Consider the following 26292-nt stretch of genomic DNA (forward strand, 5'->3'; position numbering starts at 1 on the left):
CCTCGGGCGGCCCGGCAGGCCTATGGCGAGGCCAGCGATCGCGAGCTTAGGCCGCTGCGGCCTGCCCGGATGTGTCGATGCCGGCCCCAAGTCTCAGTCGAGCTTGAACTTGTCGAACTGGCGATGCTCGCCGAAGATCCGACGAGTCGTGCCGGTGATCGAGCGATAGACGATGGTTTCGGTCTCGATCACGTCGCGACCGAACTTCACGCCCGAGAGCATGCCGCCATCGGTGACGCCGGTGGCGCAGACGATGACGTCGCCCGAGGCCATCTCGGACATGTCGTACTTCTTGTTGGGGTCGAGCACGCCCATGCCATAGGCGCGAACGCGCTTCTCCTCGGTGTCGAGGATCAGGCGTCCTTGCATCTGGCCGCCGACGCAGCGCAGCGCGGCCGCTGCCAGAACGCCTTCGGGCGCGCCGCCGATGCCGAGATAGAGGTCGATGCCGGTCTTTTCCGGCTCGGTGCAGAAGATCACGCCGGCGACGTCGCCATCGGTGATCAGGCGGATCGAGCAACCGGTCTTGCGGACCTCCTCGATCAGCTTGGCATGGCGCGGGCGGTCCATGATCAGCGTCGAGATCTCATGCGGCTTGACGCCCTTGGCCTTGGCCAACGCATGGATGTTGTCGGTCGGCGAGGCGTCGAGATCGATCACGCCATGGGCGTAGCCCGGGCCGCAGGCGATCTTGTCCATGTAGACGTCGGGTGCGTAGAGCAGCTTGCCGGCCTCGGCCATCGCCATCACGGCGATCGAGCCGGGCATGTCCTTGGCGCAGAGCGTCGTGCCCTCAAGCGGATCGACCGCGATATGGACCTTCGGGCCCTGGCGGGTGCCGACCTTTTCGCCGATGAACAGCATCGGCGCTTCGTCGCGCTCGCCTTCGCCGATGACGATCTCGCCATCGATCGGCAGGCGATTGAGCTCGCGGCGCATCGCGTCGACCGCCGCCTGGTCCGCGGCCTTCTCGTTGCCATGGCCGCGCAGGCGCGCCGCCGACACAGCCGCGCGTTCGGTGACACGGACGAGCTCCATCGAGAGATAGCGCTCGATGATCTGCGAGGGCGAAATGCGGAGATCGTCGGACATGTGGAGGGTTCCCTTGGACGATTGGCAGTTGGTGTGCTTGGAAAGCAGGTCCAAACGCGGCGGTTCCTGATGGTGAACCTTACACGCCGCGCGCGGCAGTCCTACTCCCGTTCAATGCGAATGACTTGTGGCGGTTCCGCGACATGCCCGTCGGCGGAGACCTTCGCCAGCGCGGCGCGGATTGCGCTTTCGCTGGTTGCGTAGGTGATCAGGACGACCGGAACGGGTTCGCCAGAGCGGCCCGACGGATCGCGCTGGGCTGCGTCCCGCGAGCGGCGCTGGACGATGCTCTCGAGCGAGATGCCCGCCTCGGCCATGCGGGTAGCGATGGCGGCTGCGGCGCCGGGACGGTCGGCCACCGCGAGGCGGACATAATAGCCGCCTTCGTGGCGCTGCATCGGGGCGCGGGTCGGCACTTCCAGCCGCGCGACCGGCAGGCCGAAAGGAAGCCCCGCCGTGCCGCGCGCGATGTCGGCGATATCGGCCACGACAGCGGACGCCGTCGGGTCGCCGCCGGCGCCGGGGCCGACCAGCGTGATCTCGCGGACCGCGTCGGCATCGATCGAGACGGCGTTGAGCACGCCCATGACCTGCGCGATGGCGGATGATTTCGGCACCATGGTGGGGTGCACGCGCTGCTCGATCCCGGTCTTGGTGCGCTCGGCCACGCCGAGCAGCTTGATCCGGTAGCCGAGTTCATCGGCCATCTTCAGGTCGAGCGGCGTGATCGACGAAATGCCTTCCACATGAATCGCTTCCGCGTCGATCTTCGTACCGAAGGCGAGGCTGGTCAGGATCGCGAGCTTGTGGGCGGTATCAAACCCTTCGACATCGAAGGTCGGGTCGGCTTCGGCGTAGCCGAGGCGCTGGGCATCCTTAAGGCAGGCCTCGAAGGTCAGCCCCTCCATCTCCATGCGCGAGAGGATGTAGTTGCAGGTGCCGTTCAGGATTCCGTAGATCCGGCTGACATTGTTGCCCGAAAGCGCCTCCCGCAGCGTCTTGACCACGGGAATGCCGCCGGCCGAGGACGCCTCGAAAGCGAGGGCAACGCCCATTTCCTCTGCGAGTGTGGCAAGCGCGACGCCGTGATGCGCCAGAAGAGCCTTGTTGGCAGTGACGACAGACTTTCCGGCAGCCAGGGCAGCCTCGACAGCAGCCTTGGCCGGCCCGTCCGAGCCACCGACGAGCTCGACAAGGCAGTCGATCTCGGCGGACCGGGCCAGCGCCACGGGATCATCGAACCAGGTCAGTCCGTCGAGGTCGATGCCACGGTCGCGCGAGCGGTCGCGGGCAGAGACGGCAGTGACGCGGATCGCGCGGCCGCAGCGCTCGCTGAGCATGTTCTCCTGCCGGCGCAAGATGCGCAGGACGGAGGTTCCGACTGTTCCCAGGCCGGCAAGGCCGATCCTGAGGGGCGAGGATGGAGGCGTGGGGGTCGCGATCGTCATGTGGCGCGGGGTCGCATGGGGCGTGGTGGGAGTCAACGGCGCGGCGGCCATGCCACAACTCAATCGAAGCGGCAGACGACCTCCGCCGCCAGCCTGTGGAGCTTGCCATCGGTGAATGTCAGATGGGTGCGCAGCAGGTTGTTGCCGAAGGCCATGGCCTTGATGGTGTGCAGCGCCTCGAGCGTCTGGCCCGTCCAGGTCGTGGCGTTCTCGACCATCGGCGTCCAGAACCAGGGCTTGGGCGGCACGATCGAGATCGTCGCCAGCACAGCCTCGGCATCGGCCTGCGCCATGCCGAGCGGCAGGTAGCGGCCGACGATCTCCGTCGCGTCGCGACCGCATTCGCGGGCCGTCGTCGCGGCCAGAACCTCGGCGACCAAGGGCGAGTTGGTCTCGGGCACACGGCCGCGCGAGAAATCGAAAGTGGAAATCAGGCAGATCAGCGCAAAAAGGCTAAACGCAGCACCGATCAAACGGCCTTTTGAGAACATCTCGCGCGCCTCTAGCCCAACCCGGACGATCACTGTCCGTGGCCAAGGGGTTCACATGTTTTACAGGCGCGGTCCAGCCCTGCCTTCAACATCCGCACGCCATCCCGGTAGGACACAGCCTCCCCGGCCCGTCGGGGCGACGGGGCGACTGCTGCGAGCCAGCCCCCTCACCCGGCCTTGGGCATCTGGATGACGTTGTGCAGCGTTGCGTCGGCGCCCTTCAGGAAGCGACCTATATTGCGGGCAGCCTGGCGGATGCGCTGCTCATTCTCGACGATCGCGATGCGGACGAAATCGTCGCCGTGCTCGCCAAAGCCGATGCCGGGCGCGACCGCGACCTCGGCCTTCTCGATGAGCAGCTTCGAGAACTCCAGCGAGCCGAGATGCCGAAACTTTTCGGGAATCGGCACCCAGGCGAACATCGAGGCGTTGGGTGCAGGAAATTCCCAGCCCGCCTTGCCAAAGCTCTCGACCAGCGCGTCGCGGCGCTTGCGGTAGGTCTCGCGCATCTCGCGAATGCAGTCGTCGGGGCCGTTCAGCGCGGCCGCAGCCGCGACCTGGATCGGCGTATAGGCGCCATAGTCGAGATAGGATTTTACGCGTGCCAGAGCGGCCAGAAGACGTTCGTTGCCGACCGCAAAGCCCATGCGCCAGCCGGCCATCGAAAAAGTCTTCGACATCGACGTGAACTCGACCGTGACGTCCATCGCGCCCGGCACCTGGAGCATCGAGGGCGGCGGGTCGTTCTCGTCGAAATACACCTCTGCATAGGCAAGGTCCGACAGCAGGATGAGCTCGTGCTTCTTCGCAAACGCGACGAGGTCGCGATAGAAATCGAGCGAGGCGGTGAAGGCGGTCGGATTAGCCGGATAGCAGGTGACCAGCGCGATCGGCTTGGGCACCGAATGGATCATCGCCCTCTCGAGCGCCGGGAAGAACGCCGGAGTCGGCTCGGCGGGGACGGAGCGGATGACGCCGCCCGCCATCAGGAAGCCGAAGGCGTGGATCGGGTAGCTCGGATTGGGCACGAGCACGACATCGCCGGGGCCGGTGATGGCCTGCGCCATATTGGCGAAGCCCTCCTTCGAGCCCAGGGTGGCGACAACCTGGGTATCGGGGTTGAGCTTCACGCCGAAACGGCGATCGTAATAATGCGCCTGAGCGCGGCGCAATCCGCCGATGCCTTTCGAGGCGGAGTAGCGGTCGGTGCGCGGCTTGCCAGCGGTCTCGACCAGCTTCTCGATCACATGACGCGGCGCCGGCAGATCCGGATTGCCCATGCCGAGGTCGACGATGTCGATGCCCTTGGCGCGCTCGGCTGCCTTGATCTTGTTGACCTGCTCGAAAACATAAGGCGGCAAGCGCTTGATGCGATGAAAATCGGCCATGTCGAACAAGTTCCCTACCGGACGGCCCCTGAAGCGACGCGTCCGATCGTTGCGTTGCCTGCCCTTACCACCGCATCTTCGGTCTTGGCATCCTTAAAAACGCAAGAATCGTTCGATGAGACAAATCAGCGACAGTTGCCTCAGTTGGTCGGCGAGGCCGGGGCGGGCTTGGGAGGCGGCGTCGTACCCAGCGTTCGCGCCTGAGCGCCGGCTGCATCATTGGCACTGCGCTTGGCCTCGAGCTGCGTCTCCAGCGCCTTGAACTCGTCGACCGTCTTGCGCTTGGCCGTGCGCGTGGCCACCGTGCCGACCGGAATGTACTGGGGATTGGCGGGCCGGGTCTCCTGGACGAACTTCTTCGATTCCTGCGCGGTGGTCGCCAAGCCGACGACTTCCGCGGCGGACTTGACCGAGCCGTTCCCGGCGCAACCGCCAAAGCCGAGCGCGACCGGAACGATCATCGCGAAAAAGGCTTTCTTCGCTGAAATTTGGATCGGCATGACGGATTCCGGCAGGTTGAAGATTTTCGGTTGTGGACCATATCGGCTACGTCCTTAATAGGACCAAAATGGGGTTTAGAGTCAGCCCCATAGAAAATGCGAGGGAGACGCGTCATGGGCCGGCCTGCGAACGACAAGCCGGACGATCGCGGCGCCTCCGGCGGAGCCTCGTCGGAGCCGCGCGCCCCCGACTTTGACCAGTTCGCGCAGAACATGGGCCGACTCGTCGAGGAGTACGGCAAGGTCACCGCGGCCTATCTGAAGCCGATCGAGCGCGGCGAGGCCAAGGGCGGCCAGGCCGACGAGGCGAGCGAGATGGTCAAGACGCTTGGCCGCGTCGCCGAGCGCTGGATCAGCGACCCCCGCAAGATCATCGAGGCGCAGGCCTCGATCACCGGTGACTTCTTCAGCCTGTGGAGCGAGATGCTCAAGCGCGCGAGCGGCGAGGAGGCAAAGCCGGTCGCAGAGCCCGACAAGCGTGATTCGCGCTTCAGCGACCCCGACTGGTCCGCCCATCCGGTCTTCGACTTCGTCAAGCAGGCCTATCTCATCGGCACGCGCTGGGCCGAGGACATGGTCGAGCGCGCCGACGATCTCGATCCCCACACACGCGAGAAGGCGCGCTTCTATGTGAAGCAGATTTCGGGCGCGCTCTCGCCTTCGAACTTCATCGCGACCAATCCGGAACTGCTGCGCGAGACCATCCAGCAGAATGGCGAGAACCTCGTGCGCGGCATGAAGATGCTCGCTGAGGACATCGAGGCCGGCAAGGGCGAGCTCAAGATCCGACAATCGGATGCCAGCGCTTTCGAGGTCGGCCGCAACATCGCCACCACGCCCGGCAAGGTGGTCTTCCGCAACGACATCATGGAGCTGATCCAGTACGCGCCGTCGACGCCGGACGTGCTCAAGCGCCCGCTGCTGATCGTGCCGCCCTGGATCAACAAGTTCTACATCCTCGATCTAAACCCCGAGAAGAGCTTCATCCGCTGGTGCGTCTCCCAGGGGCTCACGGTCTTCTGCATTTCCTGGGTCAATCCGGACGAGCGCCACGCCGCCAAGGATTTCGAGAGCTATATGCGCGAGGGCGTGTTTGCCGCGCTCGATGCGATCGAGCAGGCGACCGGCGAGAAGGCGGTCAGCGCCATCGGCTATTGTGTCGGGGGCACGCTGCTGGGCGTGACGCTGGCCTATATGGCCGCCGTCAGGGACAAGCGCATCGCGAGCGCCACCTTCTTCACGACGCAGGTCGATTTCTCGAAGGCTGGCGAATTGTCGGTGTTCGTAGACGAAGAACAGATCCGTTCGGTCGAGGACCAGATGGCGAAGGTCGGCTATCTCGACGGATCGCGCATGGCCGGCGCGTTCAACATGCTGCGCCCCAACGACCTGATCTGGTCATACGCGATCAACAACTACCTCAAGGGCAAGGCCCCGACACCGTTCGACCTGCTCTACTGGAATTCGGATTCGACCCGGATGCCGGCGGCGAACCACTCGTTCTACCTGCGCAACTGCTATCTCGAGAACAAGCTCTCGAAGGGCGAGATGCGCATCGGCGGCAAGACGCTCGACCTCGGCAAGGTCACCATGCCGATCTACAATCTCGCGACGCGCGAGGACCATATCGCCCCGGCGCAGTCGGTGTTCACGGGGTCGAAATGCTTTGGCGGCCCGGTCGACTACATCGTCGCCGGTTCCGGACACATCGCCGGCGTCGTCAATCCGCCAGCCAAGGTGAAGTACCAGTACTGGACCGGGGGCAAGCCGGAGGGCACGTACGAGGACTGGATCGCGCAGGCAAGCGAGCATCCCGGCTCCTGGTGGCCGCACTGGGTCTCATGGATCACGGCGCAGGCGCCCAAGCGCGTGCCGGCGCGCGAACCCGGCGCCGGCAAGCTCAAGCCGCTCGAGGACGCTCCCGGCAGCTATGTCAGGGTCAAGGCCTAAGAGTAGCCACCCTGCCCGGCGAGCCTAGATCCATGGCGGTGTGCGCTGCCGGAAGATCTCGCTTCGCCTCGCCGCAGGCGGAGCGCCGCTCGTAGATCTGGGGCCAGTCATTCCGGATCGCACTGCGGCCCACCAACAAAAAAGCCGGCCCGAAGGCCGGCTTTTTACGCGATGGGTTTGATCCGCTCAGTACTTGCGGACGACTGCCGCCGGGATCGCTTCCGCGGGGTTGTCCCAGCGATAGGTCAGGCCGGCCGAGACGATGTGGATGTAGGGCTTGGCTTCCGCGGAGTAGAACACGGCGCCCTGCTGCGGATGCGCGCCGGTGTAGTTCACCGAAGCCTTCTGCACGTTGATATAGGTGTAGCCGAGGTCGAGCTTGAGCTTGTCGGTGACCTGGTAGCTCGCGCCCGCGCTCAGCCAGAGGCGGTCATTGTCCGAGATGTAGATCGTGCGATTGCGATCATCGACAGCCGACAACTCGTAGCCGGCACCAGCGCGCAGCGTCAGCGCGTTGTTGTACTTGTACTCGACGCCGGCCGAGAAGAACCAGGCATCGTTGTACTGGAAGTTCAGGCTCGTCGCGGCCAGGCCATTGAGCTTGCTGACGATCGGGATGTTGCGGAAGCGGCTCCAGTTCGTCCACTCGACCTCGCCATGGACCTGCCACTGATCGTTGATCGTGTGCGAGACGCCGAGGACGACGGAATCGGGCAGGTTGAGGCTGGCCTTGACCGGGATGACCGCCAGCGGCGTCCGCAGCGTGCCGTCAAGCGTCTGGCGGATCGCCGAGCGATAGGCGAGACCGATGGTGGTGCCCTGCATGGGTGTCAGGGTCATACCGAAGCGATAGCCGAAATCGACGGTGTCGCCCTTGATGATCACCGGAGGCGCGGTCGGACCGACGCCGGCGGCCTGCTTGATGCTGGTGTTGAAGTACTGGACCTGAAGCGCGGCGCCGACCGAGAGCCAGTCATTGACCTTGTAGCCGATCGAAGGCGCGACGTTGATGGTCTGGACCTTGGCGGAGCGGCCATAGATCTGGGCCGCGTGAACCTGGTTCTCCGGCTTCGAGCGCAGGCCGTAAGGCGCGCCGGTGGAGAGGCCGATCCAGAACCGGTCGGTCAGCTGCCACGCGGAGTAGGATGCGGGGATCAGGGCGCCGTCGCCACCGAGATTGCCGGTGCCATTCTGGACTGGGCTTGCCGGGCCGATGGGTGAGCCCAGGCGAGTGACGGAGGTCGGCTCGTAGTCGCCGTTCGCGTAGAGATAGGTGTAGTTCCACTGGCTGTTGCGGCCCGGGAACATGGTGATCGTCGCGGGGTTCCAGGCCAGCGAGCCCAGGCCAATGCCACCCGACGCGGCGCCGGCATAGGCCATGCCGAGGCCCTCGGCGCTCTGGCCGCTGCGGATGGCGAAAGAACTCGCCGAAGCGGCGCTGGCCGCCAGGAGAGCGGCAACCGACACTGTGGCGGCAGAGGCGTAGCGAACCAGGCTCTTCATCGATCCCATCCCGGAGTTGTCATTCTTTCGGGCAAATCGGCCCGTTCGATGCCTGACCATGCCGCGACCCTTTTGTTGCCGCAATCCCGCCTTTCGTGACGGAAATCCCCCTTGAGCGGCCTCTTGTTGAAGTCGGCTTGTCGAAAAGCCTCCAAAATCGACCACTTTCGGACGGAATTCATAAAGCTCCCGCTCAAAAAGATCGTTTATATAAGAACTATCACGCGTTTTACCGCGAAGTGCCGAAACCGCGCAGCAGCGGCATATCGTCGGGACACCACCTGTTTGAGGAGCCGCGTTGCATTCGCGCAACAATACTGTTGACGTAAGACCAGCTTTCGCCAGCTGCACGGTCGCACATGTCGAGTATCGCCCCTCGAACCGGCGATGAATCAGGCGAGAAAAGTTTGGATCGCTTTGCCGCGTTCCGTTATCGAGGACGTGGCTCAGACCGCGCATCCGAGCCATGCGCCAAGATGGACTTGCCACATCGAGACCATCCGCACAGGATCGCGCCGCCTGAACAAAATCGATTAAAATGGGAGAAACGACGTGAAACTGGTTCGTTATGGTGCGTTCGGCCAAGAAAAGCCGGCCCTGCTGGATGCGAAGGGCGCGCTGCGCGACCTGTCAGGCAAGGTTTCGGACATCGCCGGCAAGGCCCTCACCTCCGCCTCGCTGGCCGCTCTCAAGGCCATCGACCCCGAATCCCTCCCGCTCGTGCAGGGCTCGCCGCGAATCGGCGCCTGCGTCGGCGACGTCCGCAACTTCATCGCGGTCGGGCTGAATTTCGCGGACCACGCTGCGGAGACGGGATCCCCGATCCCCGCCGAACCTATCCTGTTCAACAAGGCGCCGAACTGCATCGTCGGCCCCAATGACGACGTCATGATCCCCAAGACCTCCGTCAAGACCGACTGGGAAGTCGAACTGGCGATCGTGATCGGCGACGGCGGTTCCTACATCGAGGAGAAGGACGCCATGGCCGCGATCGCCGGCTTCTGCGTCTGCAACGACGTCTCCGAGCGCGCATTCCAGCAGGAGCGTGGTGGACAGTGGGCCAAGGGCAAGGGCTGCCCGACCTTCGGTCCGCTGGGCCCCTGGCTCGTCACCCCCGACGAGGTCGGCGATATCCAGAACCTCGGCATGTGGCTGGAAGTCGATGGCGAGCGCGTCCAGAACGGTTCGACCAAGACGATGATCTTCGGCGTGACCTATCTGGTGCACTACATCAGCCAGTTCATGCGCCTCGATCCGGGCGACGTCATCACCACCGGCACGCCTCCCGGCGTCGGCCTCGGCTTCAAGCCGCCGCGCTTCCTGAAGGGTGGCGAGGTCGTCACGCTCGGCATCGAAGGCCTGGGCACGCAGAAGCAGAACTTCGTGCCGTTCTCGGCGTAACAAAAAAGTGCTGCTACGGCCGCTTGACCCGGTCGTAGCAGCACCAAGAAATCCCTCGACGCGACCTGGATCCATACGCAACAGCGATCGCGCCAGAGGCAGGCGGCCTGAGTGTTGACCGCCGACAATGCCTTCAAACCACGCGCGCGCGCCGCCTGCGCCCCCCATTTGGGGGGTATCACGAACAAAATTCGCAGGCCGCGTCGAAGCCGTTAAATCGGTCTGCCAAATCTCAGGCGAAGCGCGCGGCACCCTGCAGCATGCCCACGAGATCGGACTGGCGTCGCGCGCCTGTCTTCGCGAGCACTCGCTTCAGGGTCGTGCGCGCCGTACCTTCTGTCACCCCCAGCCGCTGCGCCGCCTCTCGCGGTGCATGGCCGGCGGCAATCGTCGCTGCCAGCTTTGCTTCCGCCGGCGTGAGGTCGAACAACCCCTCGATGATGTCGGCTCCCGGGACACGGCGCGGCACCACCGGCGTCGCCACGAGGATCGCGGAGGCGAGAGCAAAGACGTCACGCGCCCTGCCCTTCACGGGTGACAGATGGACGATGATGGGCGGATGCCCCTCCCCGGCGGGGATGGCGATAGAGCGAACGGCTGCGTCGTAGCTGTCATGCGCGGCAGCCGTCATAGCCGCCTGCAGCATCCCGTCCGCAGCGGCATCGACGATCCCGAGCCGGTTCGGGCGGTCGCGGAAGACGCTCGGCATCAGGCCGACGAGGAGACTGTTCGCGCTGATGATCCGTCCACTCGCGCCGAGCACCGCGCCGGGCAGCCCCATGATCTCCAGCGCTTCCGAGGCCGCCCTCGCCCGCTCCAGCCCCAGGCGTCGACCGAGCAGGCCGGCGCGGGCGAAATGCGGCCGTAGACGATTGAGCGCAGCGATCGCCTCCGGCTCGACGGTACCGTCGGCGATATCGCGCTCGCAATGGACGACGATCACCTCGCCCGATGGCGAAGCGATCGTGGTCGCCACGCCCGAGCCGTAGCCGGAGGGGATGAGGATATCCTGATAGATCGGATCGGCAGCGATCTCCTCGGGAGAGAAGATGTCGGCATCGGTGATGAAGCCCGAATGACGGCTCGCCAGCAGCCGCTGGGCGCGGGAGTTCACCGAAATCGGATAGCGTTCGAGAAGGGCGTTGTAATCGTCGGCAAAGCCGGGCGTCGACGCGACCAGCCGCGCATCATCGTTCAGGATCGTAGCGAACAACGCCTCGCGGCACCGCGCGACCTCCCCGGTCGTGCGCAGCACCTCGGGCCAGCCCTCGGTCACGATCGCCGCTTCATAGATGCGGTCTATCAGAAGGCTTTCGGCATCGTCAGGCATCGACAGGGCAATATCCTCTCGACCAGCGCAACTATCAGCTCAGCTGATTTAATGCCGCGCTACCGAGAGGATACAAGCGAGGCTGCCAAAACGGCCCCCTCACGATCTCGTGACCGACGAGATCAGCCCTCCGCAAGCCCCAGCATCAGCCGGATGTTCTGGACCGCGGCTCCAGACGCTCCCTTGCCGAGGTTATCGAGACGCGCGACCAGCACCGCCTGCCCCAGCGCATCGTCGCCGAAAACACGCAGTTCGAGCTTGTTGGTATCGTTGAGCGCCTCGGGCTCGAGCTTGCCACCGGCAGCCGCTGCCGGCACGACGCCGACATAGGTCGAGCCGGCATAGCGCTCGCTCAGCGCCCTCTCGAGATCGGCGATCTTCGGCTTGCCGGGAAGCATGTCGAGATGCAGCGGAATCGAGACCAGCATGCCCTGCCGGAAATTGCCGACGGAGGGCACGAAGATCGGACGGCGGGCCAGCCGGCCATATTCCTGCAGTTCCGGCAGGTGCTTGTGCTTGAGGCCCAGCCCATAGAGCTCGAAGGCCGGAGCGCGCTGCGCCTCGTAATCCTCGATCATGCTCTTGCCGCCGCCCGAATAGCCGGAGACCGCGTTGACGGTGACGGGATGATCCTGGGCCAGCAGGCCGGCATCGACGAGAGGGCGCAGCAGCGCAATAGCGCCCGTGGGATAGCAGCCGGGATTGGCGACGCGGTTGGCGTTGGCGATCTTGTCGGCATGGCCCGGCGCGAGCTCGGCAAAGCCGTAGACCCAGCCGGGTGCAATCCGGTGCGCGGTCGCGGCATCGACGATCTTTGGCGCCGCGCTACCGAGTTCGTCGGCAAGCGCGACCGATTCCTTTGCCGCCTCGTCGGGCAGGCAGAGCACGACGAGATCGACACCAGCCATCATCTCCTTGCGCGCGGCAGGGTCCTTGCGCTTGTCGGCTGCTATGCTCTTGACCACGACCTCGGGAACAGCCGCGAGGCGGTCGCGGATGCCGAGGCCCGTCGTGCCGGCTTCGCCGTCGATGAAGATGGACTTGAGGTTCTGGCTCATCAGGGTCTCCGGTCGGCAGAAAACGAGATGCTTGGTTGGCTCAGGGCATAAAAAAACCGCGCTCTGGGCGCGGTCGCGAACGGTCGGACATCAGCCGAGCGTTATCGCGGTCGCGCGAGGGCGGCCGGAGCAGGGCGACGTCGTGACAGGTTCGTTGTCATGACACGTATATGTGGCCGGATGCCTGGGGTGTCAATCGCCCTGGCGTCACCGTGGGTTCAGTCTGTCGGCTGGCTCGTAGCGATCCTCGAGCCGATTGGCATGCCTGTGCAGGAGCCTCCAGCCACCATCCTCGAAGCGGAAGACATGCGTGACGCGATTGGTCCAGCGAACGGGTTCGGCAGCCTGATCCATCCTGACCTCGAAACTCTCGACATCGGTCACCAATGCGAGATCCGAGCCGATCACTGTGGTCAGGTTCTGGTGGGTGACAGTCCCGCCCCGGAACTGCTGCGCGGCCCAGTCCCAGCGCCGCGATACAGCGTCCCAGCCCTTCTCATAGCCGCCCCAGCCGTAGAAGCTCGTCGCGTCGTCGCCATGGGAGTAAAGAGCCTTGATCGCCGAGACGTCGCCATTGGCAACCGCAGTCAGCGCTGCGCGGAGCTGCGCCAGCGCTGCAGGAAAGAGCGCATGTGGTGTCGCACCTGCCATCGTCATCACGACCTCCCGCGGTTCCCGCCACGAAATCCTGAATCCGATGAGAGACTTGCGGACGGCTTTTCGCAAGCCGATTCCGCAAGCTCAGATGTCGATTCAACCCGCCTTTTTCAGTGCGAGCGCCTGGATGTAGTGCTGCGCCACGGCTGCGCCTGCGATCGCGGTCGCGTCCGCGTGGTCGTAGGGCGGCGACACCTCGACGATGTCCATGCCGCGGAAATCGAGTTCGCGGATCGCCCAGACCATGCGCAACGCGGCCTCCGTGGTGAAGCCGCCCGCGACCGGCGTGCCCGTGCCCGGCGCCGAGGCCGGATCGAGCGCGTCGATGTCGAAGGTGAGGTAGGCCGGGCCCTTCCCGACTCGCTGCCGTATCCGCTCGGCGACGGCGTCGACGCCCATTGCATGGGCGGCATAGCCGTCGATGACCGTGATGCCGCAATCGCGCGGGGCTACTGTGCGGATCCCGATCTGGATCGAGCGCTCGACGTCGATGAGGCCCTCGCGCACGGCCTCGAGCACGAAGGTGCCATGGCTGATCGCGCCGACGCCGTCGTCCCAGGTATCCTGATGAGCGTCGAACTGGACGAGCGCGAGCTTCCCATGGCGGGCTACATGGGCGCGCAGCAGCGGCAGCGTGATGAAGTGGTCGCCGCCCAGCGTCACGAGATGGGCTCCGGTGGCGATGATCCCTGCAGCGCCGGTCTCGATCGCCTTCGCGCAGCCCTGCAGATCGCTGCGTGGCAGCATGCAGTCGCCATAGTCGACGGCACTGAGAATCTCGAACGGGTCGACGCGCGAGGGATACTGGGCATCCCCGTCAAAGATAGCACTGACGCGGCGCATGGCCTGGGGGCCAAAGCGCGTGCCCGGACGGTTGGATACCGCGAGATCGAAGGGAACGCCCCAGATCACGAGATCGCAGCCCGCCACGTCCTTGCTGTAGCGACGCCGCATGAAGGACAGCGCGCCGGCATAGGTCGGGTCATGCGCGGGGCCGCGCCTGTCGCCGGTGAAGGCGTGGTCGATCGTCGGGGTGTCGGCGGGTTCGGTCATATCGATCAGTCCAAAGAAGTCAGCGGCCCGGGCGTGTGAGCCAGACATAGAGGCACCAGGGCAGGATCAGCGCGAGGGCAGAGAGGACAAGCCGCAGCGTCGTCCATACGACGGGATGCTGGAGCGCGCGCCCGTCGAGTTCCGGCACGCCATGGATCAGGCCAAGCGCGATCGCCGGCGCCAGGAAGATCACCAGCGCGTTGCCGATGCGACGCCCGGTGCCTAGCCCGGTTTGCGACAATGCAAGCAGGGACGGCACGGCGATCATGCCGAAGGCGATGAGAACGAGCAGGACGCGCATGGAGACCCGTGGCGGTGGAGGTGTGCTAGGGATTTAGCACGCCTCGCGTCAGGCTCCAGCCGTGATCGAGCAGCTCGACAGCCGATTCTGTCGTTTCGCGGACCCCTTAGCGCCCGCCTCCTACCCGCAGGATCGAGCCCACCACATAGGAGGCTGCATCGGAGAGGGCGAACAGCACCATCTCCGCGATTTCCTCCGGCTGGGCCGCGCGTCGCAGCGGGATCGACGGCGCGATCCGGGCGACACGGCCGGGCTCGCCCGATGACACGGCATGGATGTCTGTCTCGGTCATGCCCGGCGCGACCGCATTGACCCGGATCCCTTGCGGGGCGAGCTCGCGCGCCAGGCCGATGGTGAAGGAATCGATCGCGCCTTTCGAGGCGGCATACCAGACGAACTCGTCGGGCGCACCGAGGCCAGCCGCGATGGACGAGATGTTGACGATCGTCCGGTTGGGCGCCTCGGCGTTGGCGAGCAAGGCCTGGGCGGCCTCGCGTGCCACCAGGATCGCGCCAGTCACGTTGACGTCGATGCAGGTGCGGATCACCTGCGGATCAGCGTCCGCGAGCCGGCTCGACGGCCCCGTGATCCCGGCATTGTTGACCACATGCGTCAGCGGCCCGAGTTCGGCCTTTGCCTGCGCGAAGACGCGGGCGATGTCGGCGTCGACAGCCATGTCGCCCTTGAGCGCGACGGCCCTGGCGCCGGCGTCCCGGCAGGCTTTCACAACCGTCTCCGCGGCTTCCACATGGCTTTGGTAGTTCACCGCGACGTCGTAGCCGCGCTGCGCGGCCATGATGCAGATCGCGGCGCCGATGCCGCGGCTGCCGCCGGTGACGAGAAGGACGGGGCGAGTGGCGGTCATGCGGCTGTCTCCTGTGCCTGGACAACCACACAATACGAAAAGGGCGGCTCTTGCGAGCCGCCCTGATGCATAGCCAGAAAGCGTGAGACGATCAGCGCTTCGAGAACTAGTATCTATAAAAGCCGTTGTGTTACAGGAGTTTAGATACCATAATTTCTTGAGTTAATTTTTTGTCAAATCGTATTTTGACGTTGGCATCTAATATGCCATCGACGGCGCGTCGAAATGTCTGCCGGCCGCACGACGCGGCGTTCCTCATACCCCCGCCGTTCCCGGTAGCGCGGGCCGTTGTGGTCGGGGCGTTCCATGCGTGTTTCCAGGCGGACTTGAGACTGTGCGGGAGCCGTAATGAGCGCGGTTGCTGCAACCCCCGCAGCCAGAAAGAGCGTCTTAATCATAGTGAATCTCTCCGGTTTTCATATGGATTGAGCCCGCGCTGAGAGCTGGTTCGGGAAATCTGGACATCGGGCTTAGGTGGATTTTCGGCCTGAACGCGGCATGATCGCCGTGAACAGGAGCAGATATGACGAGACGCGTGCGCCGGAACCACATCCAAGCTTTCAAGGCGAAGGTCGCGCTGGCGGCGATAAGGGCGAGAAGACGCTGGCCGAGTTGGCGGAGCAGTTCGACGTCCACCCCCATCACGCAATGGCGCAGCCAGCTTCTTGACGGGGCTGCCGGCGTCTTTGGGTCTGAGGCGAAGTCGGAAGCCACCGCGCCCGCGATCGATGTGAAGACGCCGCATGCGAAGATTGGGGAGCTAAAACCCGCTCAGAAGTAGGTCGTACCGCCCAGGCAGGGCCATTTTGATAGCCCTCCTTACGAGGGCGAAGACCGCGACGCAGCGGACCGCCACGGGCAGGAAGCTCCGAATTGACGCTCAGGTATCAAGGCGGCCTTGACGCGCCCGGCCGCTCGCTGGATGGCTCTCGGGCTTCGAAGACGAACGCGACGCTGAGAAGGACCGGCTAAAGACATGCCCCAGGACGTTCATCGGAACAGGAGCGTGCCTGCCACGACGCGATCCACTCTGAGGGTTTGATCCGTGGACCAGGAAGCGCCAGCCGCCGCAATCGCCAAAGGTTATGATCGTGTCCGTTTTTGAAGCCGTTGTCCTGATCAACGCGGGCCTCCTCGCAGGCGGCGTGAACGCAATCGCGGGCGGTGGGACGTTTTTCACCTTTGCCGCCTTGATGGCTGTCGGCGTCCCCCCGATCGCGGCAAATGCCACAAGCGCCGTGTCCGTGATGCCGGGCTCGATCGCCTCGACACTCGCCTATCGCCGCGAGATTTACCAATTGGGGCGCAGGCTGGTGCCTCTCTATCTGGTCTCGGCTGCTGGCGGATTGGCGGGCGGCTGGCTCCTGCTCAACACAGACAACACGACGTTTCGCGGGCTGGTGCCGTGGCTTCTGCTTTTTGCGACGGCGCTCTTTGCGGTATCGCCCAAAATCTTGCCACTGATGAATTCGTTGAAAAAGGACAAGGCTAGAAGCGCGTCAGCCACCACGACATCGTTTGGTGCGGTTGCCCTGCAAGGATTAGTAGCAATCTACGGCGGCTATTTTGGCGCAGGAATGGGCATCATGATGCTCGCGTCGCTGTCCCTAATATTTGGTGATCGGTTCCACGAGGCCAATGCGGCTAAGAACATTCTGTCCGTATTCATGCAGGGGTTCGCTGTTGTTCTGTTTTTATTTTCCGGCCTCGTCCATTGGCCAGCGGCAGTCCTCATAACGGTTTCAAGCATCATTGGCGGTCATTTCGGTGTTGTGGTCGCGAAGCGTGTTCCTGTCCGCGTCATCCGGCGGTCGGTGATCATTGTGGGGGCGGCCCTGACCACATGGTATTTCGTCAATTCTTGATGCCTCGGCCGAGTAGCGGGCACCTAATTCGCCGCTAGGCCTGCGGGCGGGGCCGCAGCCTCTAAATTGCAAACCAGTTTTCTAACGGTGGATTGTTCGTTGCAGTCCACGCTTGGCTCATGAGCAATTACCGACAATGCCGAAGGTATCTGCTCAATGCGTTTCTCTCCCTGGATAAAGGGATGCCAGAGGGAGAGCGGCTGCGCCACGCCATCGAACACGTGCTGGACGCGGTAACGCCTGCTAAAAGAGACGCTCCTTTTTCCTCCCCCATCGATGTGCTTCCACCGTCGGATTTATGGGAGGCGATCCGCGCCGCTGGGCTCAGATCGTAGAGGCAGCAGCACTACGAGAACGCCAAGAAAGGAACCTGTGACAGCTTAATCCGCTTACCTCCATGGCAGTTCGTCAATCTGGAGGCCGGTGTGAGCGCTTCATTGCCTTACTGGAGCCCGCCGAAACCGCGTAGCAGCGCGATTGATGAATTTCGCCTGATGATGTTTCTCCTTCAGGAGTTTGATGGGAGGCGTCGCGGCCACCGGGAGGGCGACAAAACCGACCGCTTGACGCTCTGCCTGCATGCTTATCAGACAGCGCTCTGGCGGGGTTCGCAGAGGCGCTTCCCCTTCATACGGGCGGCGTGAAACAGCGTGCAGAAAGACGCCATCCAGTAAAACGCGGCCGGTGCAGTCCGTTCAATGCCGCACCTCTGCCGCGCCGGTCATTTTCACGTCGAAGGACAGCATCTGGTCAAAGAGCGGCGTTTTGCGGATCCCCCCGCTGACCCACGGTCCTGCTCCCGGCATTCGAGCAGCCCAAGCCATGAGAGAGGCTCGAATTGTTCGAGACAACGGTTTGGCGCCGCATCGCGGAAGGGCTCGTCGGCGGCGAAGGCTTCGCGGTCGATGCCAGCCTGATCAAGGCCAAAGCCAACGTCCGAGCCCGTCGAATGGGACGATCTCGCTCGGACACGGCGTTCGGTGCGCGAGTATCTCGACATGCTCGACGAGGCCGCCTGGGGCGCAGCCAGCGAGAAGACGCCGAAGTTCGTCTCGCGCTCCGATCCGGCACAATGGGCGGGAGCTCAGAAGGGCCATGCTTTCTTCGCCTATGCCACTAACTATCTGATCGAACGTCAACTATGCGATGGACCCAACTTATCGATGGCAGGAATCCGGGGAGCATGTCACGCTCTCCCGCCCCACCAAGCACATACCTTTTTTAATAGGTAAATTTTGGACTGGACAGATAAGCCTCGATTTCGAGCGGATGATAAGAGCAGCTTTTTGCTACGTGAGCCATCCATCAGCCTTCAGGAATGACGAGAGTGTGTCCTGGGCTGACACCAGCATTTGATTTGTGTCTTCCTTCGCAGCATAGCCAAGCATCTGACCGAAAACTGCTCCGCGAGCCTTTATCGCTGCTGAAGCGCCGTTGATGCCAACGCCCGTGTACAGCCCCTCAAAATAGTCGATCTGCGAGGAAAAGTGGGAGACTTGCATGGCGTTTGCTGTTCTGCCGAATATCATCTGGTAGGTATCAGAAGCGAAAGCTGCATCCGTTTTTCCCGAGGAGCTTGCAACGCTTGGGGCCAAGTCTGCGAGAGCTAAGCCCATCGCTTCGAAGCCTCCTAGTCGAGGATCGCTTGTGGCTTGATACCCAACCGAGTTGACCTGCTCACTAACAAACTTCGCTAGATTGTCGAGCGCTGCTTTGTCAGGCGCTCTGCCGAGCATAGAGCTGTACGCCATGATCGCTGGTATCGTGCTATCTTTCGCAGGCCCATTCAGAAGCTCGGTGACGTAAGCTGCAGTCGTTTTTCCGCTCGTCGATGCGCTCTCTGATGTGGCATAGGGTGCTGGAGTGGCTACCAGCGTGCGATAGGCAGCTTCGAACTGCTGGAATTTCTGGTTCGAAGCAAAAAACTTATTCGCCGTATTGATTACGCCGTCAGCAAAGTGAATGTATTCTACATTTTCAAATTCTTGAACCACTCCAGTATCTTGATAATAACTCCAGCTTGCATTCGAATTCAAATTTCTGGCGCCCAGAGTTGCCCCGCTATAAACGATGTCGACACCGTCTCCAGCTTTGACCACAATCGCTGCTGATCCGACGTAGACGATATCGTTGCCCATCGATGAGTTGATAATCTTCTCTGTCGTTCCAGCTGTGATCACATCATCGACGGATGTCCCTCTGAGAAAGGGCATTCCAGCTGATTTGATACTCATCGCCTCTTTGGCAGCGTCATATGACCAGTTGGTCCCTTTTGCCGTCCCGTACAGATACTGAGCCGCGGGTACGTCAAGCGTTCCTAGCGCCTGAAGTCGGTATTGGTAGCTCATCACCGTTGATCCCGGAGGATCAGGCTGAAGCACCAAAGGGTTGGGGTAATTTGCCTCATGGGGATGCTTTAGCCCAATGGCATGACCAATCTCATGGAGCGCAACGAAAAAGAAGTCGGTTTGGAATTCGGATCGAGCTCGATATCCGTTATCAAAGACGATATCCCCGGCACTTCTGTGTTCGGATGCGTAGGGCCTGATTTTGCCCTCAGCGTCCTGGAGATAGGAGACGAATGGTTGACCACCACGGCCAGCCGCCGCCACATCCCCGCTATCTGCCATATTGATGAACGAGAACACCATATCTCCAACGTGCTTGGAGACCTCGATGAACGTTATGCCGCTGACTTTAGACCATTCGCCTAGAGCACGTCGAACTTCCTGCTTTTCCCACTCGGTATGGGGCTGGAAATTGGTCATCCAACCCGGCTGCTCAGCCTCGGCATAGTATGCTGGAGTGGATGCAAACGAATACGTCAGAACGATAGGTTGCCCTGTCATCGAAGGCCCATTCCATGCAATACCGGAAGGTAATGCGCGATAATCTGACGTCGTTCCCATCGAATTTCCCTCCAACACGAGTAAACCATGCCATGCGATCAACGTCCAGCCGTGTTTATGGGTCGCGGAAACGCTGCGCCGATCAATTATTCTATGTAGACTTTATAAGTATCATTGAACACCGGTCTAACCTCCCCTACTCCTGCGATAATAAGCGGACATAGAAATTTTCCGTTGTACTCGGCACCATAAGTTGCACGAAATCAGCTGATCCGCTCAGCGGATGTCGGCCTGGCGTCCGACCGAAAGCTTCATGGGGATATTTTTGAAATTCTCGACTTTGGCCAGGATGTTTATGACAGGCATTTAAACCGAGACGACGTCTTGAGCTTCGGAAATTGGGCGGCAGCCAATCTTTTCGAAACCTCGCAAACTTTTCCATAATGTTCATCGCGGTAGCGAATCGCCTTCGCTAAATTTTCTTTTGTAATGACCCATTTGTAAGAACACATCGATTCGGTTGTGACTGAAACCCCGAATAGTAGTGCCTGATTGCCGATATATTTTTCCACGAAACGCTCGTCACCCAGGATAACGTCGAACGTCCCGGTCAAATGAGCTTGCTTTGTGATATAAGACGAAACCCAGCTGACATCTTCTTTAGTTCCCCGGAGAGGTTCGATATTGAACAATTTATTGTCTCCGATCATATTCCATGTCTCAAGCCATTCCATTTTTATTGAACCTATATTTTCATTCAGCCATTCGACCTGCTGGGGGTTGAGCGATAAAGCAATGTGCATGTGGGGAAACGTCACATTGGAAAGCTTGTTATAATGCTCCATGAAGCCGAAGCACATCGAATTGTCGCTTTTCCAATTTTTATATTTTCCTCCACAAGACAGGATTCTTTTTAAAAGCAATGCGGTCCTGTGATATAATTTGGCACAATTATGATGTCTATCATAAATTTTCTTTTCAGGCCCATAGGGATCAGGGCTGTTGAGAGTCAGAAGATAATCGATTTTGCACTTATTTAATAAATCCGACCAGATAGGTCTTTCGTCGATATATTTTACTATCAATCCTCTGAAATTATTATTTGATTTCTTTGATTTTTTTGAATTTAATTTTCGTTCATATTTTTTGGAAATAATTTGACCGAGTGTTTTTCTTAAGTTAATGTCAGATGACAGCACCGGCGCATTACCTTCGTATGCACGAATCATATCGCGCATCAACGCGTCAGCTTTCTTTCGTCCCATTTCTTTTAGTTTATTTCCTTTTCCCAAAATTTATTTTCATTTATCTCTGAATTGGATTATTGAACATTTTCATGATATAGACATAGCTACGCACTCGGTTCCAGAAGCATCAATTTCGATTGTTCGAAAACGTGTTTTTTCTTCTGAACCGTTGATGACCGAGCCACTATCTGGCGCCGCAATACAGGCCATATGTGGAGCGCTATCCTCAGCTTCTTGCTGTTCACACCGCTGAGGACGCTCATCGAGCTTCTCATAATAAAATTAACGTATATAATACGACGCTTCACTTAGCGTGTCAATACATTTTAGGAACTGTAATTATTTATCTGAATAATACTCTAAAAATCGGATATATTCAAACTTTTTCTGAAGTTTTACTTCAAAAATTGGTTAGTCATCTCGGCCTAACGGTTCGGCGGCTGAAGCAGGCCCGCACTCGAAATGGCGACGAAATTCTCGATTGCCGTCAATGCCGATACCAAAATCTGATGTGCGGCATGGCATTCCGCCATGGAGACCGAAACCTTAGCCTAACCCGGACGGAATTCGTAAATTTTTTCATCCCCCGATTTCACAACCAGCTTTATCAAGCTCGTTTTCCTCTCTGCCATCTAGCTCTATGACCAGTATAGTATCATGGTATCTGCTTTTTTACAATACCTATTCTTGTGTTATGTCGAATATTACTCTTGCGACAATTTTTTTGGGATGCGTATGCCTCACGTACCTGATCCCTAGCTGTTTGGCCGCACGGAGTTGGATGTCTTTGAGAGTGTATGGATCTCACGCCGATCCGGCCGATTAAGGTTAGCGAAACCATATCCCCCCTATCGACGTTTGAATCGGAGCCAGAATGCGCATTTTGCTCGTTGAGGATGCCCCCGCGGTTTTAGGATCGATATCACTGCTGTACAACGGCTTTGACCTGACGACCGCCGAACTTGGTTCAGACGGCCTTGATCAAGCGTAGAATGCCACATTTGATCTGAAAGTTTTGTACATTGGCTTGCCTGACATGAACGGCATTGAGGTCCTAAAAGCGCTTCGACAATCGGCGACTAACACTCAGGTCATGGTCCTATCGGGCTATGATGGCATCGAACATTTAGTCCGGGCCCTCGGTTCCGGTGCAGATGAGTATCTGACCAAGTCTTTTCCACCTGGACGAGTTCACAGCCCGCTTAAGAGCGATTTTTCAGCGCGAGGGAAATCGATTGGGCGAATTTTGCTTCACTTTGGCAACCTTGTAATCGATCTTCTGGCCACCGGCGGCGTCTTGGAATTCAATCCGGCAACGGCCGTGCGGGGACCGTGGCATTCGATGAAGAAGGGGAAGACCCCGGTTCTGGCACCGGACGAGGCGCGGCAGCTGCTCGACAACCTTCAGGATGTCGTCGATATAGGAGCCGGCATAGAAAAAGTACCCGATATCGAGCTTCTTCAGGTGCTCATAGCCGTTGAGCTGCTCGTAGTAGGTGTAGGTGTCAGTATCGAACTTCTCCTCGTCCGCCGGCGAAAGAACCGCCTCGGCATCCCCCCGGAAATAGGACCCGGTCATAGCGACGAGGTGCGCGCGGTTGCGCGCCATGAAGGCGGCCAGGTGCAGGCCGAGCTTGTTGTCGGGATTGGACGAAACGTGGTGGAACTCGTCTACGGCGATGAGACAGTCGTCGAACGCTTCCGCTCCGAACTTGTCGATCGCGAACCGGAAGGTGGCGTGGGTGCAGACCAACGCCGAGTCGGTGCCGTCCAGGAAGGCCTTCACCGAGTTGACCTTGCCGGCGCCGTCCTCGCCAGGTGCGTTGCAAAGATTCCATTTCGGCACGACGGTCCAGTCGGCCCAAAACCCGTGCTTGCTGAGCGGCTCGTCGGCGAAGCTGGACCCGATGGATTTCTCGGGCACAACGATGATCGCCTTTTTCAGCCCCTGATTGTGCAGCTTGTCGAGCGCTATGAACATCAGGGCTCGGCTTTTGCCTGATGCGGGCGGCGATTTGATCAGCAGGCACTGCTCTCCGCGCTTCTGGTAGGCGCGTTCCTGCATGGGCCGCATGCCCATCTCGTTGGCCTTGGTCGAGCTACCCGACTGCGAATAGCTGACGGAAACGGTCGGAATTGGTCCTTTTGGCGATGTCATGCGTGCCCCCCGGCTTTAGATTTTTGGTTTTGGCGCCCTGGGCAGCCGTCATCTTGGTGTACATCTCAAAGAGCTTTTCCAGCCGTTCGGTATCGTTCTTGAACCGCCGGCCGATATAGATCCGCTCGAGGACCTCATCGTTGCGTTCGTGTGCAGCCCGCAGATCTTCCGGCATGGCTTCGGCTTGCTGATTGGCTTACCTACGATGTGCTTGCTCTGCGCGTCGGCGATCCCTACGCGGAACTTGTTGGTCGAGCTGGTGGGAGCCCGGCTCATTGCCCCGTTCACTCCTCAACGTGCCGACTGTTGAGGTCCGCGTCGAACTAGGGCCGCGTAGCGAGGCTCTCTGATTGCTCACGCACAGGGGGATCCAAGCGCATTTGTCCAATGGTCCGCAAGCCAGTGCATAGGCACAGGGTGGCGTGACCACCTCCGGAATCCGGACTTCGATCCATATTCGTCCGGATCAACCCGCGGTCACTGTTGGGGTACTCCTTGGGGTAAAGGTTCAAGGCGCCAAAATCATAAGGATATCAGCGGCTTAAGTCAGGGAAATGGCGCACCATTCAGGATAGAACTGCGAACACTTATCTTATTGAAATACCGTTATAATTTCTAAAGTCCACATGAAGGCCCCACCACGATTCAGCTTGCATCCGGACTTGGCGGCCCCCTTCCAGACGCTGGCAACGTCTGCTTTCCGGCAGTTCGGTTGGGGATGCGGCACATGGCCCAGGCTGGCCGCAGGTCTAACTTTTTCCCAGCAGCTTCGGCTGTAACACCTGTTCCGGCTCGGCAGGGTAAGGCAGTATCGCCGCCAATCACAGTCAGCCCTGAGCGGCCCCGCCGATCGTGTGGTCACCGCCGACATTGTCCCTCCGGCCGTTTCACCCGCACCGCCCCCGTCGGAAAAGACTGACAAGGGCGCAACGGCCTCGGCGCAGCCTGTTTCACCACAGCAAGGTCCCCTCACTCCCAAAGCTCAGGAATTGCGGCAGGTGTTTGACATTGTCGGGCTACGCCTCGGCATGACATCCTTCGGATCTGGTGCGCATTCAGGCTTCAGCCGCATCGCAGCGAGAGATTCAAGCTGTCGAGCGATCCGCTGTTCGTCGCCAAGGTGCGCGACATCGTCGGCCTTTATCTGGCCCCGCCGGTGCCCTGGTGCTGGGCGTCGATGAGAAGAGCCAGATCCTGTTCGCGACGCTCGATGTCGCGACCGGCTCGGTGATCGGGCACTGCTTCCCGAGGCATCGGGCCATTGAGTTCCGCAAGTTCCTCGACCAGATCAAAGCGGCCGTGCCCAAAGACCGCGACATTCATCTCGTCATGGACAACTACGATACGCACAAGACCGGGCTCATCCGCGACTAGCGCGTTAAGCGGCCGCACTGGCACGTGCGCTTCACGCTCCCCAGCGCATCCGGGATAAACTAGGTCGAGACTTCTTCGCCCTGCTCACCGAACAGCAGATCCAGCGCGGCGTTCACCGCTCAACCGCCAAGATGGAAACGGCCATCACCGACTTCATCGCAATCCAGAACCGCAACCAAAGCCGTTCCGATGGACAAAATCCGCCGACAACATTCTCGCAGCCGTCAACGGATCCTGCCTCAGAACAAACAAAATCAAAACCACTTCGGAATCAGGACGCTAGGTTATTCCGCCGCTAGTCGCGCGCCGCCTTCCGGGGAGATCTGTGCCTGTTCGAGCGCCGCCGCCAGCCGCCTGAGTTCGGCGTCGCTCAGCTTGCAGAGAGGCGGCCGGACCACCGCCTTGTCGAGCCGGCCGAGCATGACCAGGCATTCCTTCATGCGGTTGTGCATGTCGAGGAAAGGGGCGGAATAGAATGCCTGCGCCAGAGGCCGGATTCGATCGTTGATCTGCTGGGCGCGCGCCAGATCCTTGGCCTGGACGGCCTCGAAGAGCTCCACCTGAAGATCGGGAATGACGCTGCCTGCGCCCGAGAGCAGGCCCTGCGCGCCCATCACCAGCGAACCCATTAACCAGGCGCTGTGCGTTGTCAGCACCGTCACCGGGCGGCTCAGCGACTGGAAGTCGCGCGTATGCCGCTCATGCAGCTGCGGATCGCCCGCCCAGTCCTTGATGGCTTTGATTGAAGGCACCTCCTCGAACAGGCGCAGCAGGGTCTCGTAGGGGTAACCGAGGCCGGTCGACAGCGGATACTGGAACAGAATCAGCGGCAGGTCGGTTGCATCGGCAATGTGCTTGTAATGCGCAAGCGCCATCTCCGGACGGAGCTGGCCGCCCATGCTCATGCTCTCGGGCGGGAACACCAGCAGGCAGGAGGCGCCGGCCTTGTCGGCCATCTTCGCGATGCGCGCGGCCTCGAGAGAACTCGCCGTGTAGACGCCGTTGATCAGCGGGATCTTGTCGCCGACCTCCTCCAGCGAGATGTCAAGCAGCCGCTGCTGCTCCTCGAAGCTGCAGGCATGTACTTCGGAGGCATGCCCATTGACGGTGATGGCCGACAGACCACGCGTGCCCGCAACATGGGCGAGATGGCGCCGGCTCTCCCGCTCATTGATGGAAAGATCGTCATTGAAGGCCAGTAATGTGGCCGGGATCACGCCGGCAGGTTGATAATTCGCGAAACGGGCCATGGAGACCTCCTCGAGTTGGGGAAAGGCGGAGAAAACGTCAGGCGGCAGACGCCGCCGGCACTGCGGCTGAGCGAGCCTTGCGCGCAACGCGCATGGCCGCGTCGAGCGCAAGGAGGTAGGTGTCGATGCCGAAGCCCATGACGACGCCGACGGATGCGCTGGCCACCACCGAATGAATGTCGCGCTGATAGTGATTGGTCATGTGCAGTTCCACGACCGGGATGCCGACCGCCTTGATGCAGTCGCGCAGCGCGTAGCCCGAATAGGAGAAGCCGCCGGGATTCAGGACGATCGCATCGAGGTCCTTGGCGCGGGCATGCGCATAGATCAGGTCGATCGCCGCCCCTTCCTGGTTCGAATAGGCGATCTCGAGCTCGACCTGGCGCTCCCGGGCATAGCTGTGCATCAGCGCATCGAGTTCGGCGGCCGTGGTGCTGCCGTAGAGATGCGGCTCGCGGAATCCCAGCCATTCCATGTTGGCTCCCTGGAGGAGCAGTATCTTCGTCATTTTG

General features: G+C 61.0%; 19 protein-coding genes and 6 pseudogenes. 7 read left to right on the forward strand and 18 right to left on the reverse strand.

Annotated elements, in window-relative coordinates; all coding sequences use genetic code 11:
* Nucleotides 1–93: 93 nt before the first annotated feature.
* The 5 genes from glpX to AC1D2L_RS01555 all read right to left on the reverse strand — a co-directional run bounded on the left by glpX (nt 94) and on the right by AC1D2L_RS01555 (nt 4919).
* Nucleotides 94–1092 (reverse strand): class II fructose-bisphosphatase, encoded by a 999-nt coding sequence (gene glpX / locus AC1D2L_RS01535; protein WP_476844050.1) that lies wholly within the window; start codon nt 1090–1092, stop codon nt 94–96.
* Nucleotides 1093–1193: 101 nt separating this feature from the next.
* A complete protein-coding gene (locus AC1D2L_RS01540; RefSeq protein ID WP_476844652.1) occupies nt 1194–2540 on the reverse strand; it encodes a homoserine dehydrogenase in 1347 nt (448 codons plus the stop codon).
* Nucleotides 2541–2599: 59 nt separating this feature from the next.
* Nucleotides 2600–3064 (reverse strand): hypothetical protein, encoded by a 465-nt coding sequence (locus AC1D2L_RS01545; protein ID WP_476844051.1) that lies wholly within the window; start codon nt 3062–3064, stop codon nt 2600–2602.
* A 134-nt stretch (nt 3065–3198) separates the two neighbouring features.
* Nucleotides 3199–4419 carry an LL-diaminopimelate aminotransferase gene (locus tag AC1D2L_RS01550; RefSeq protein WP_476844052.1) on the reverse strand — a complete coding sequence of 407 codons (1221 nt, stop codon included), beginning with the start codon at nt 4417–4419 and terminating at the stop codon, nt 3199–3201.
* A 140-nt stretch (nt 4420–4559) separates the two neighbouring features.
* Nucleotides 4560–4919: a hypothetical protein gene (locus AC1D2L_RS01555; RefSeq protein WP_476844053.1), complete on the reverse strand. Its 360-nt coding sequence runs from the start codon at nt 4917–4919 to the stop codon at nt 4560–4562.
* A 114-nt stretch (nt 4920–5033) separates the two neighbouring features.
* Between AC1D2L_RS01555 and phaC the strand changes: the two genes are divergently transcribed.
* Entirely contained in the window at nt 5034–6869 is a 1836-nt protein-coding gene (gene phaC / locus AC1D2L_RS01560; RefSeq protein WP_476844054.1) for a class I poly(R)-hydroxyalkanoic acid synthase, read from the forward strand.
* Between the two features lie 186 nt (nt 6870–7055).
* Here the strand turns inward: phaC and AC1D2L_RS01565 are convergent, their stop codons facing one another.
* Nucleotides 7056–8372, reverse strand: a complete 1317-nt coding sequence (locus AC1D2L_RS01565) for an OmpP1/FadL family transporter (protein ID WP_476844055.1) — start codon at nt 8370–8372, stop codon at nt 7056–7058.
* Between the two features lie 552 nt (nt 8373–8924).
* On the opposite strand from AC1D2L_RS01565, the gene AC1D2L_RS01570 reads away from it, so the two are divergent.
* Complete coding sequence (locus AC1D2L_RS01570) at nt 8925–9773, forward strand: fumarylacetoacetate hydrolase family protein (RefSeq protein WP_476844056.1); 849 nt, start codon at nt 8925–8927, stop codon at nt 9771–9773.
* A gap of 232 nt (nt 9774–10005) precedes the next feature.
* Here the strand turns inward: AC1D2L_RS01570 and AC1D2L_RS01575 are convergent, their stop codons facing one another.
* The 6 genes from AC1D2L_RS01575 to AC1D2L_RS01600 all read right to left on the reverse strand — a co-directional run bounded on the left by AC1D2L_RS01575 (nt 10006) and on the right by AC1D2L_RS01600 (nt 15037).
* Nucleotides 10006–11103 (reverse strand): helix-turn-helix transcriptional regulator, encoded by a 1098-nt coding sequence (locus tag AC1D2L_RS01575; protein ID WP_476844057.1) that lies wholly within the window; start codon nt 11101–11103, stop codon nt 10006–10008.
* Nucleotides 11104–11225: 122 nt separating this feature from the next.
* Nucleotides 11226–12161 (reverse strand): N-acetyl-gamma-glutamyl-phosphate reductase, encoded by a 936-nt coding sequence (argC, locus tag AC1D2L_RS01580; protein WP_476844058.1) that lies wholly within the window; start codon nt 12159–12161, stop codon nt 11226–11228.
* Between the two features lie 207 nt (nt 12162–12368).
* On the reverse strand, nt 12369–12818 hold the full coding sequence (locus AC1D2L_RS01585) for a YybH family protein (RefSeq protein ID WP_476844059.1): 450 nt from the start codon (nt 12816–12818) through the stop codon (nt 12369–12371).
* A 96-nt stretch (nt 12819–12914) separates the two neighbouring features.
* Nucleotides 12915–13871, reverse strand: a complete 957-nt coding sequence (speB, locus tag AC1D2L_RS01590) for an agmatinase (RefSeq protein WP_476844060.1) — start codon at nt 13869–13871, stop codon at nt 12915–12917.
* Nucleotides 13872–13890: 19 nt separating this feature from the next.
* Nucleotides 13891–14172, reverse strand: a complete 282-nt coding sequence (locus AC1D2L_RS01595) for a hypothetical protein (RefSeq protein WP_476844061.1) — start codon at nt 14170–14172, stop codon at nt 13891–13893.
* A 106-nt stretch (nt 14173–14278) separates the two neighbouring features.
* Nucleotides 14279–15037, reverse strand: coding sequence for an SDR family oxidoreductase (locus AC1D2L_RS01600; RefSeq protein ID WP_476844062.1), 759 nt, complete (start codon nt 15035–15037; stop codon nt 14279–14281).
* A 523-nt stretch (nt 15038–15560) separates the two neighbouring features.
* Between AC1D2L_RS01600 and AC1D2L_RS01605 the strand changes: the two are divergent.
* The 3 genes and pseudogenes from AC1D2L_RS01605 to AC1D2L_RS01615 all read left to right on the forward strand — a co-directional run.
* A pseudogene (locus AC1D2L_RS01605) lies at nt 15561–15800 on the forward strand (transposase); the annotation flags it as partial.
* A 322-nt stretch (nt 15801–16122) separates the two neighbouring features.
* Nucleotides 16123–16902, forward strand: coding sequence for a sulfite exporter TauE/SafE family protein (locus AC1D2L_RS01610; protein WP_476844063.1), 780 nt, complete (start codon nt 16123–16125; stop codon nt 16900–16902).
* 835 nt (nt 16903–17737) lie between these two features.
* Nucleotides 17738–18035: pseudogene (locus AC1D2L_RS01615) on the forward strand (IS5/IS1182 family transposase); the annotation flags it as partial.
* A 156-nt stretch (nt 18036–18191) separates the two neighbouring features.
* On the opposite strand, the gene AC1D2L_RS01620 reads toward AC1D2L_RS01615, so the two are convergent.
* Together AC1D2L_RS01620 and AC1D2L_RS01625 are read right to left on the reverse strand one after the other, a co-directional pair.
* On the reverse strand, nt 18192–19811 hold the full coding sequence (locus AC1D2L_RS01620; RefSeq protein ID WP_476844064.1) for a matrixin family metalloprotease: 1620 nt from the start codon (nt 19809–19811) through the stop codon (nt 18192–18194).
* 293 nt (nt 19812–20104) lie between these two features.
* Complete coding sequence (locus AC1D2L_RS01625; protein ID WP_476844065.1) at nt 20105–21043, reverse strand: hypothetical protein; 939 nt, start codon at nt 21041–21043, stop codon at nt 20105–20107.
* A 961-nt stretch (nt 21044–22004) separates the two neighbouring features.
* On the opposite strand from AC1D2L_RS01625, the pseudogene AC1D2L_RS01630 reads away from it, so the two are divergent.
* A pseudogene (locus AC1D2L_RS01630) lies at nt 22005–22184 on the forward strand (response regulator); the annotation flags it as partial.
* A gap of 207 nt (nt 22185–22391) precedes the next feature.
* Here the strand turns inward: AC1D2L_RS01630 and AC1D2L_RS01635 are convergent.
* Nucleotides 22392–23156, reverse strand: a pseudogene (locus tag AC1D2L_RS01635) (DEAD/DEAH box helicase); the annotation flags it as partial.
* Nucleotides 23098–23337: pseudogene (locus AC1D2L_RS01640) on the reverse strand (type IIL restriction-modification enzyme MmeI); the annotation flags it as partial. The pseudogenes AC1D2L_RS01640 and AC1D2L_RS01635, both read right to left, overlap by 59 nt.
* Before the next feature lie 852 nt (nt 23338–24189).
* Here AC1D2L_RS01640 and AC1D2L_RS01645 point away from each other — a divergent pair.
* Nucleotides 24190–24813: pseudogene (locus AC1D2L_RS01645) on the forward strand (transposase); the annotation flags it as partial.
* A gap of 1 nt (nt 24814) precedes the next feature.
* Here AC1D2L_RS01645 and AC1D2L_RS01650 read toward each other — a convergent pair.
* Both AC1D2L_RS01650 and AC1D2L_RS01655 read right to left on the reverse strand, forming a co-directional pair.
* Complete coding sequence (locus tag AC1D2L_RS01650; protein ID WP_476844066.1) at nt 24815–25780, reverse strand: dihydrodipicolinate synthase family protein; 966 nt, start codon at nt 25778–25780, stop codon at nt 24815–24817.
* A 37-nt stretch (nt 25781–25817) separates the two neighbouring features.
* Complete coding sequence (locus AC1D2L_RS01655) at nt 25818–26288, reverse strand: type II 3-dehydroquinate dehydratase (RefSeq protein WP_476844067.1); 471 nt, start codon at nt 26286–26288, stop codon at nt 25818–25820.
* Nucleotides 26289–26292: the final 4 nt, after the last annotated feature.

It is taken from the genome of Allobosea sp. P1_B10 (genome assembly GCF_056406735.1).

Bases quoted from the DNA above. Each gene is read 5' to 3' on its own strand.
- AC1D2L_RS01600 (WP_476844062.1), bottom strand. From the start codon at position 15,037: ATGACCGCCACTCGCCCCGTCCTTCTCGTCACCGGCGGCAGCCGCGGC.
- AC1D2L_RS01655 (WP_476844067.1), bottom strand. From the start codon at position 26,288: ATGACGAAGATACTGCTCCTCCAGGGAGCCAACATGGAATGGCTGGGA.
- argC (WP_476844058.1), bottom strand. From the start codon at position 12,161: ATGAGCCAGAACCTCAAGTCCATCTTCATCGACGGCGAAGCCGGCACG.
- AC1D2L_RS01595 (WP_476844061.1), bottom strand. From the start codon at position 14,172: ATGCGCGTCCTGCTCGTTCTCATCGCCTTCGGCATGATCGCCGTGCCG.
- AC1D2L_RS01550 (WP_476844052.1), bottom strand. From the start codon at position 4,419: ATGGCCGATTTTCATCGCATCAAGCGCTTGCCGCCTTATGTTTTCGAG.
- AC1D2L_RS01565 (WP_476844055.1), bottom strand. From the start codon at position 8,372: ATGAAGAGCCTGGTTCGCTACGCCTCTGCCGCCACAGTGTCGGTTGCC.
- speB (WP_476844060.1), bottom strand. From the start codon at position 13,871: ATGACCGAACCCGCCGACACCCCGACGATCGACCACGCCTTCACCGGC.
- AC1D2L_RS01540 (WP_476844652.1), bottom strand. From the start codon at position 2,540: ATGACGATCGCGACCCCCACGCCTCCATCCTCGCCCCTCAGGATCGGC.
- phaC (WP_476844054.1), top strand. From the start codon at position 5,034: ATGGGCCGGCCTGCGAACGACAAGCCGGACGATCGCGGCGCCTCCGGC.
- AC1D2L_RS01575 (WP_476844057.1), bottom strand. From the start codon at position 11,103: ATGCCTGACGATGCCGAAAGCCTTCTGATAGACCGCATCTATGAAGCG.
- AC1D2L_RS01650 (WP_476844066.1), bottom strand. From the start codon at position 25,780: ATGGCCCGTTTCGCGAATTATCAACCTGCCGGCGTGATCCCGGCCACA.
- AC1D2L_RS01555 (WP_476844053.1), bottom strand. From the start codon at position 4,919: ATGCCGATCCAAATTTCAGCGAAGAAAGCCTTTTTCGCGATGATCGTT.
- AC1D2L_RS01620 (WP_476844064.1), bottom strand. From the start codon at position 19,811: ATGGGAACGACGTCAGATTATCGCGCATTACCTTCCGGTATTGCATGG.
- AC1D2L_RS01610 (WP_476844063.1), top strand. From the start codon at position 16,123: ATGATCGTGTCCGTTTTTGAAGCCGTTGTCCTGATCAACGCGGGCCTC.
- glpX (WP_476844050.1), bottom strand. From the start codon at position 1,092: ATGTCCGACGATCTCCGCATTTCGCCCTCGCAGATCATCGAGCGCTAT.
- AC1D2L_RS01585 (WP_476844059.1), bottom strand. From the start codon at position 12,818: ATGACGATGGCAGGTGCGACACCACATGCGCTCTTTCCTGCAGCGCTG.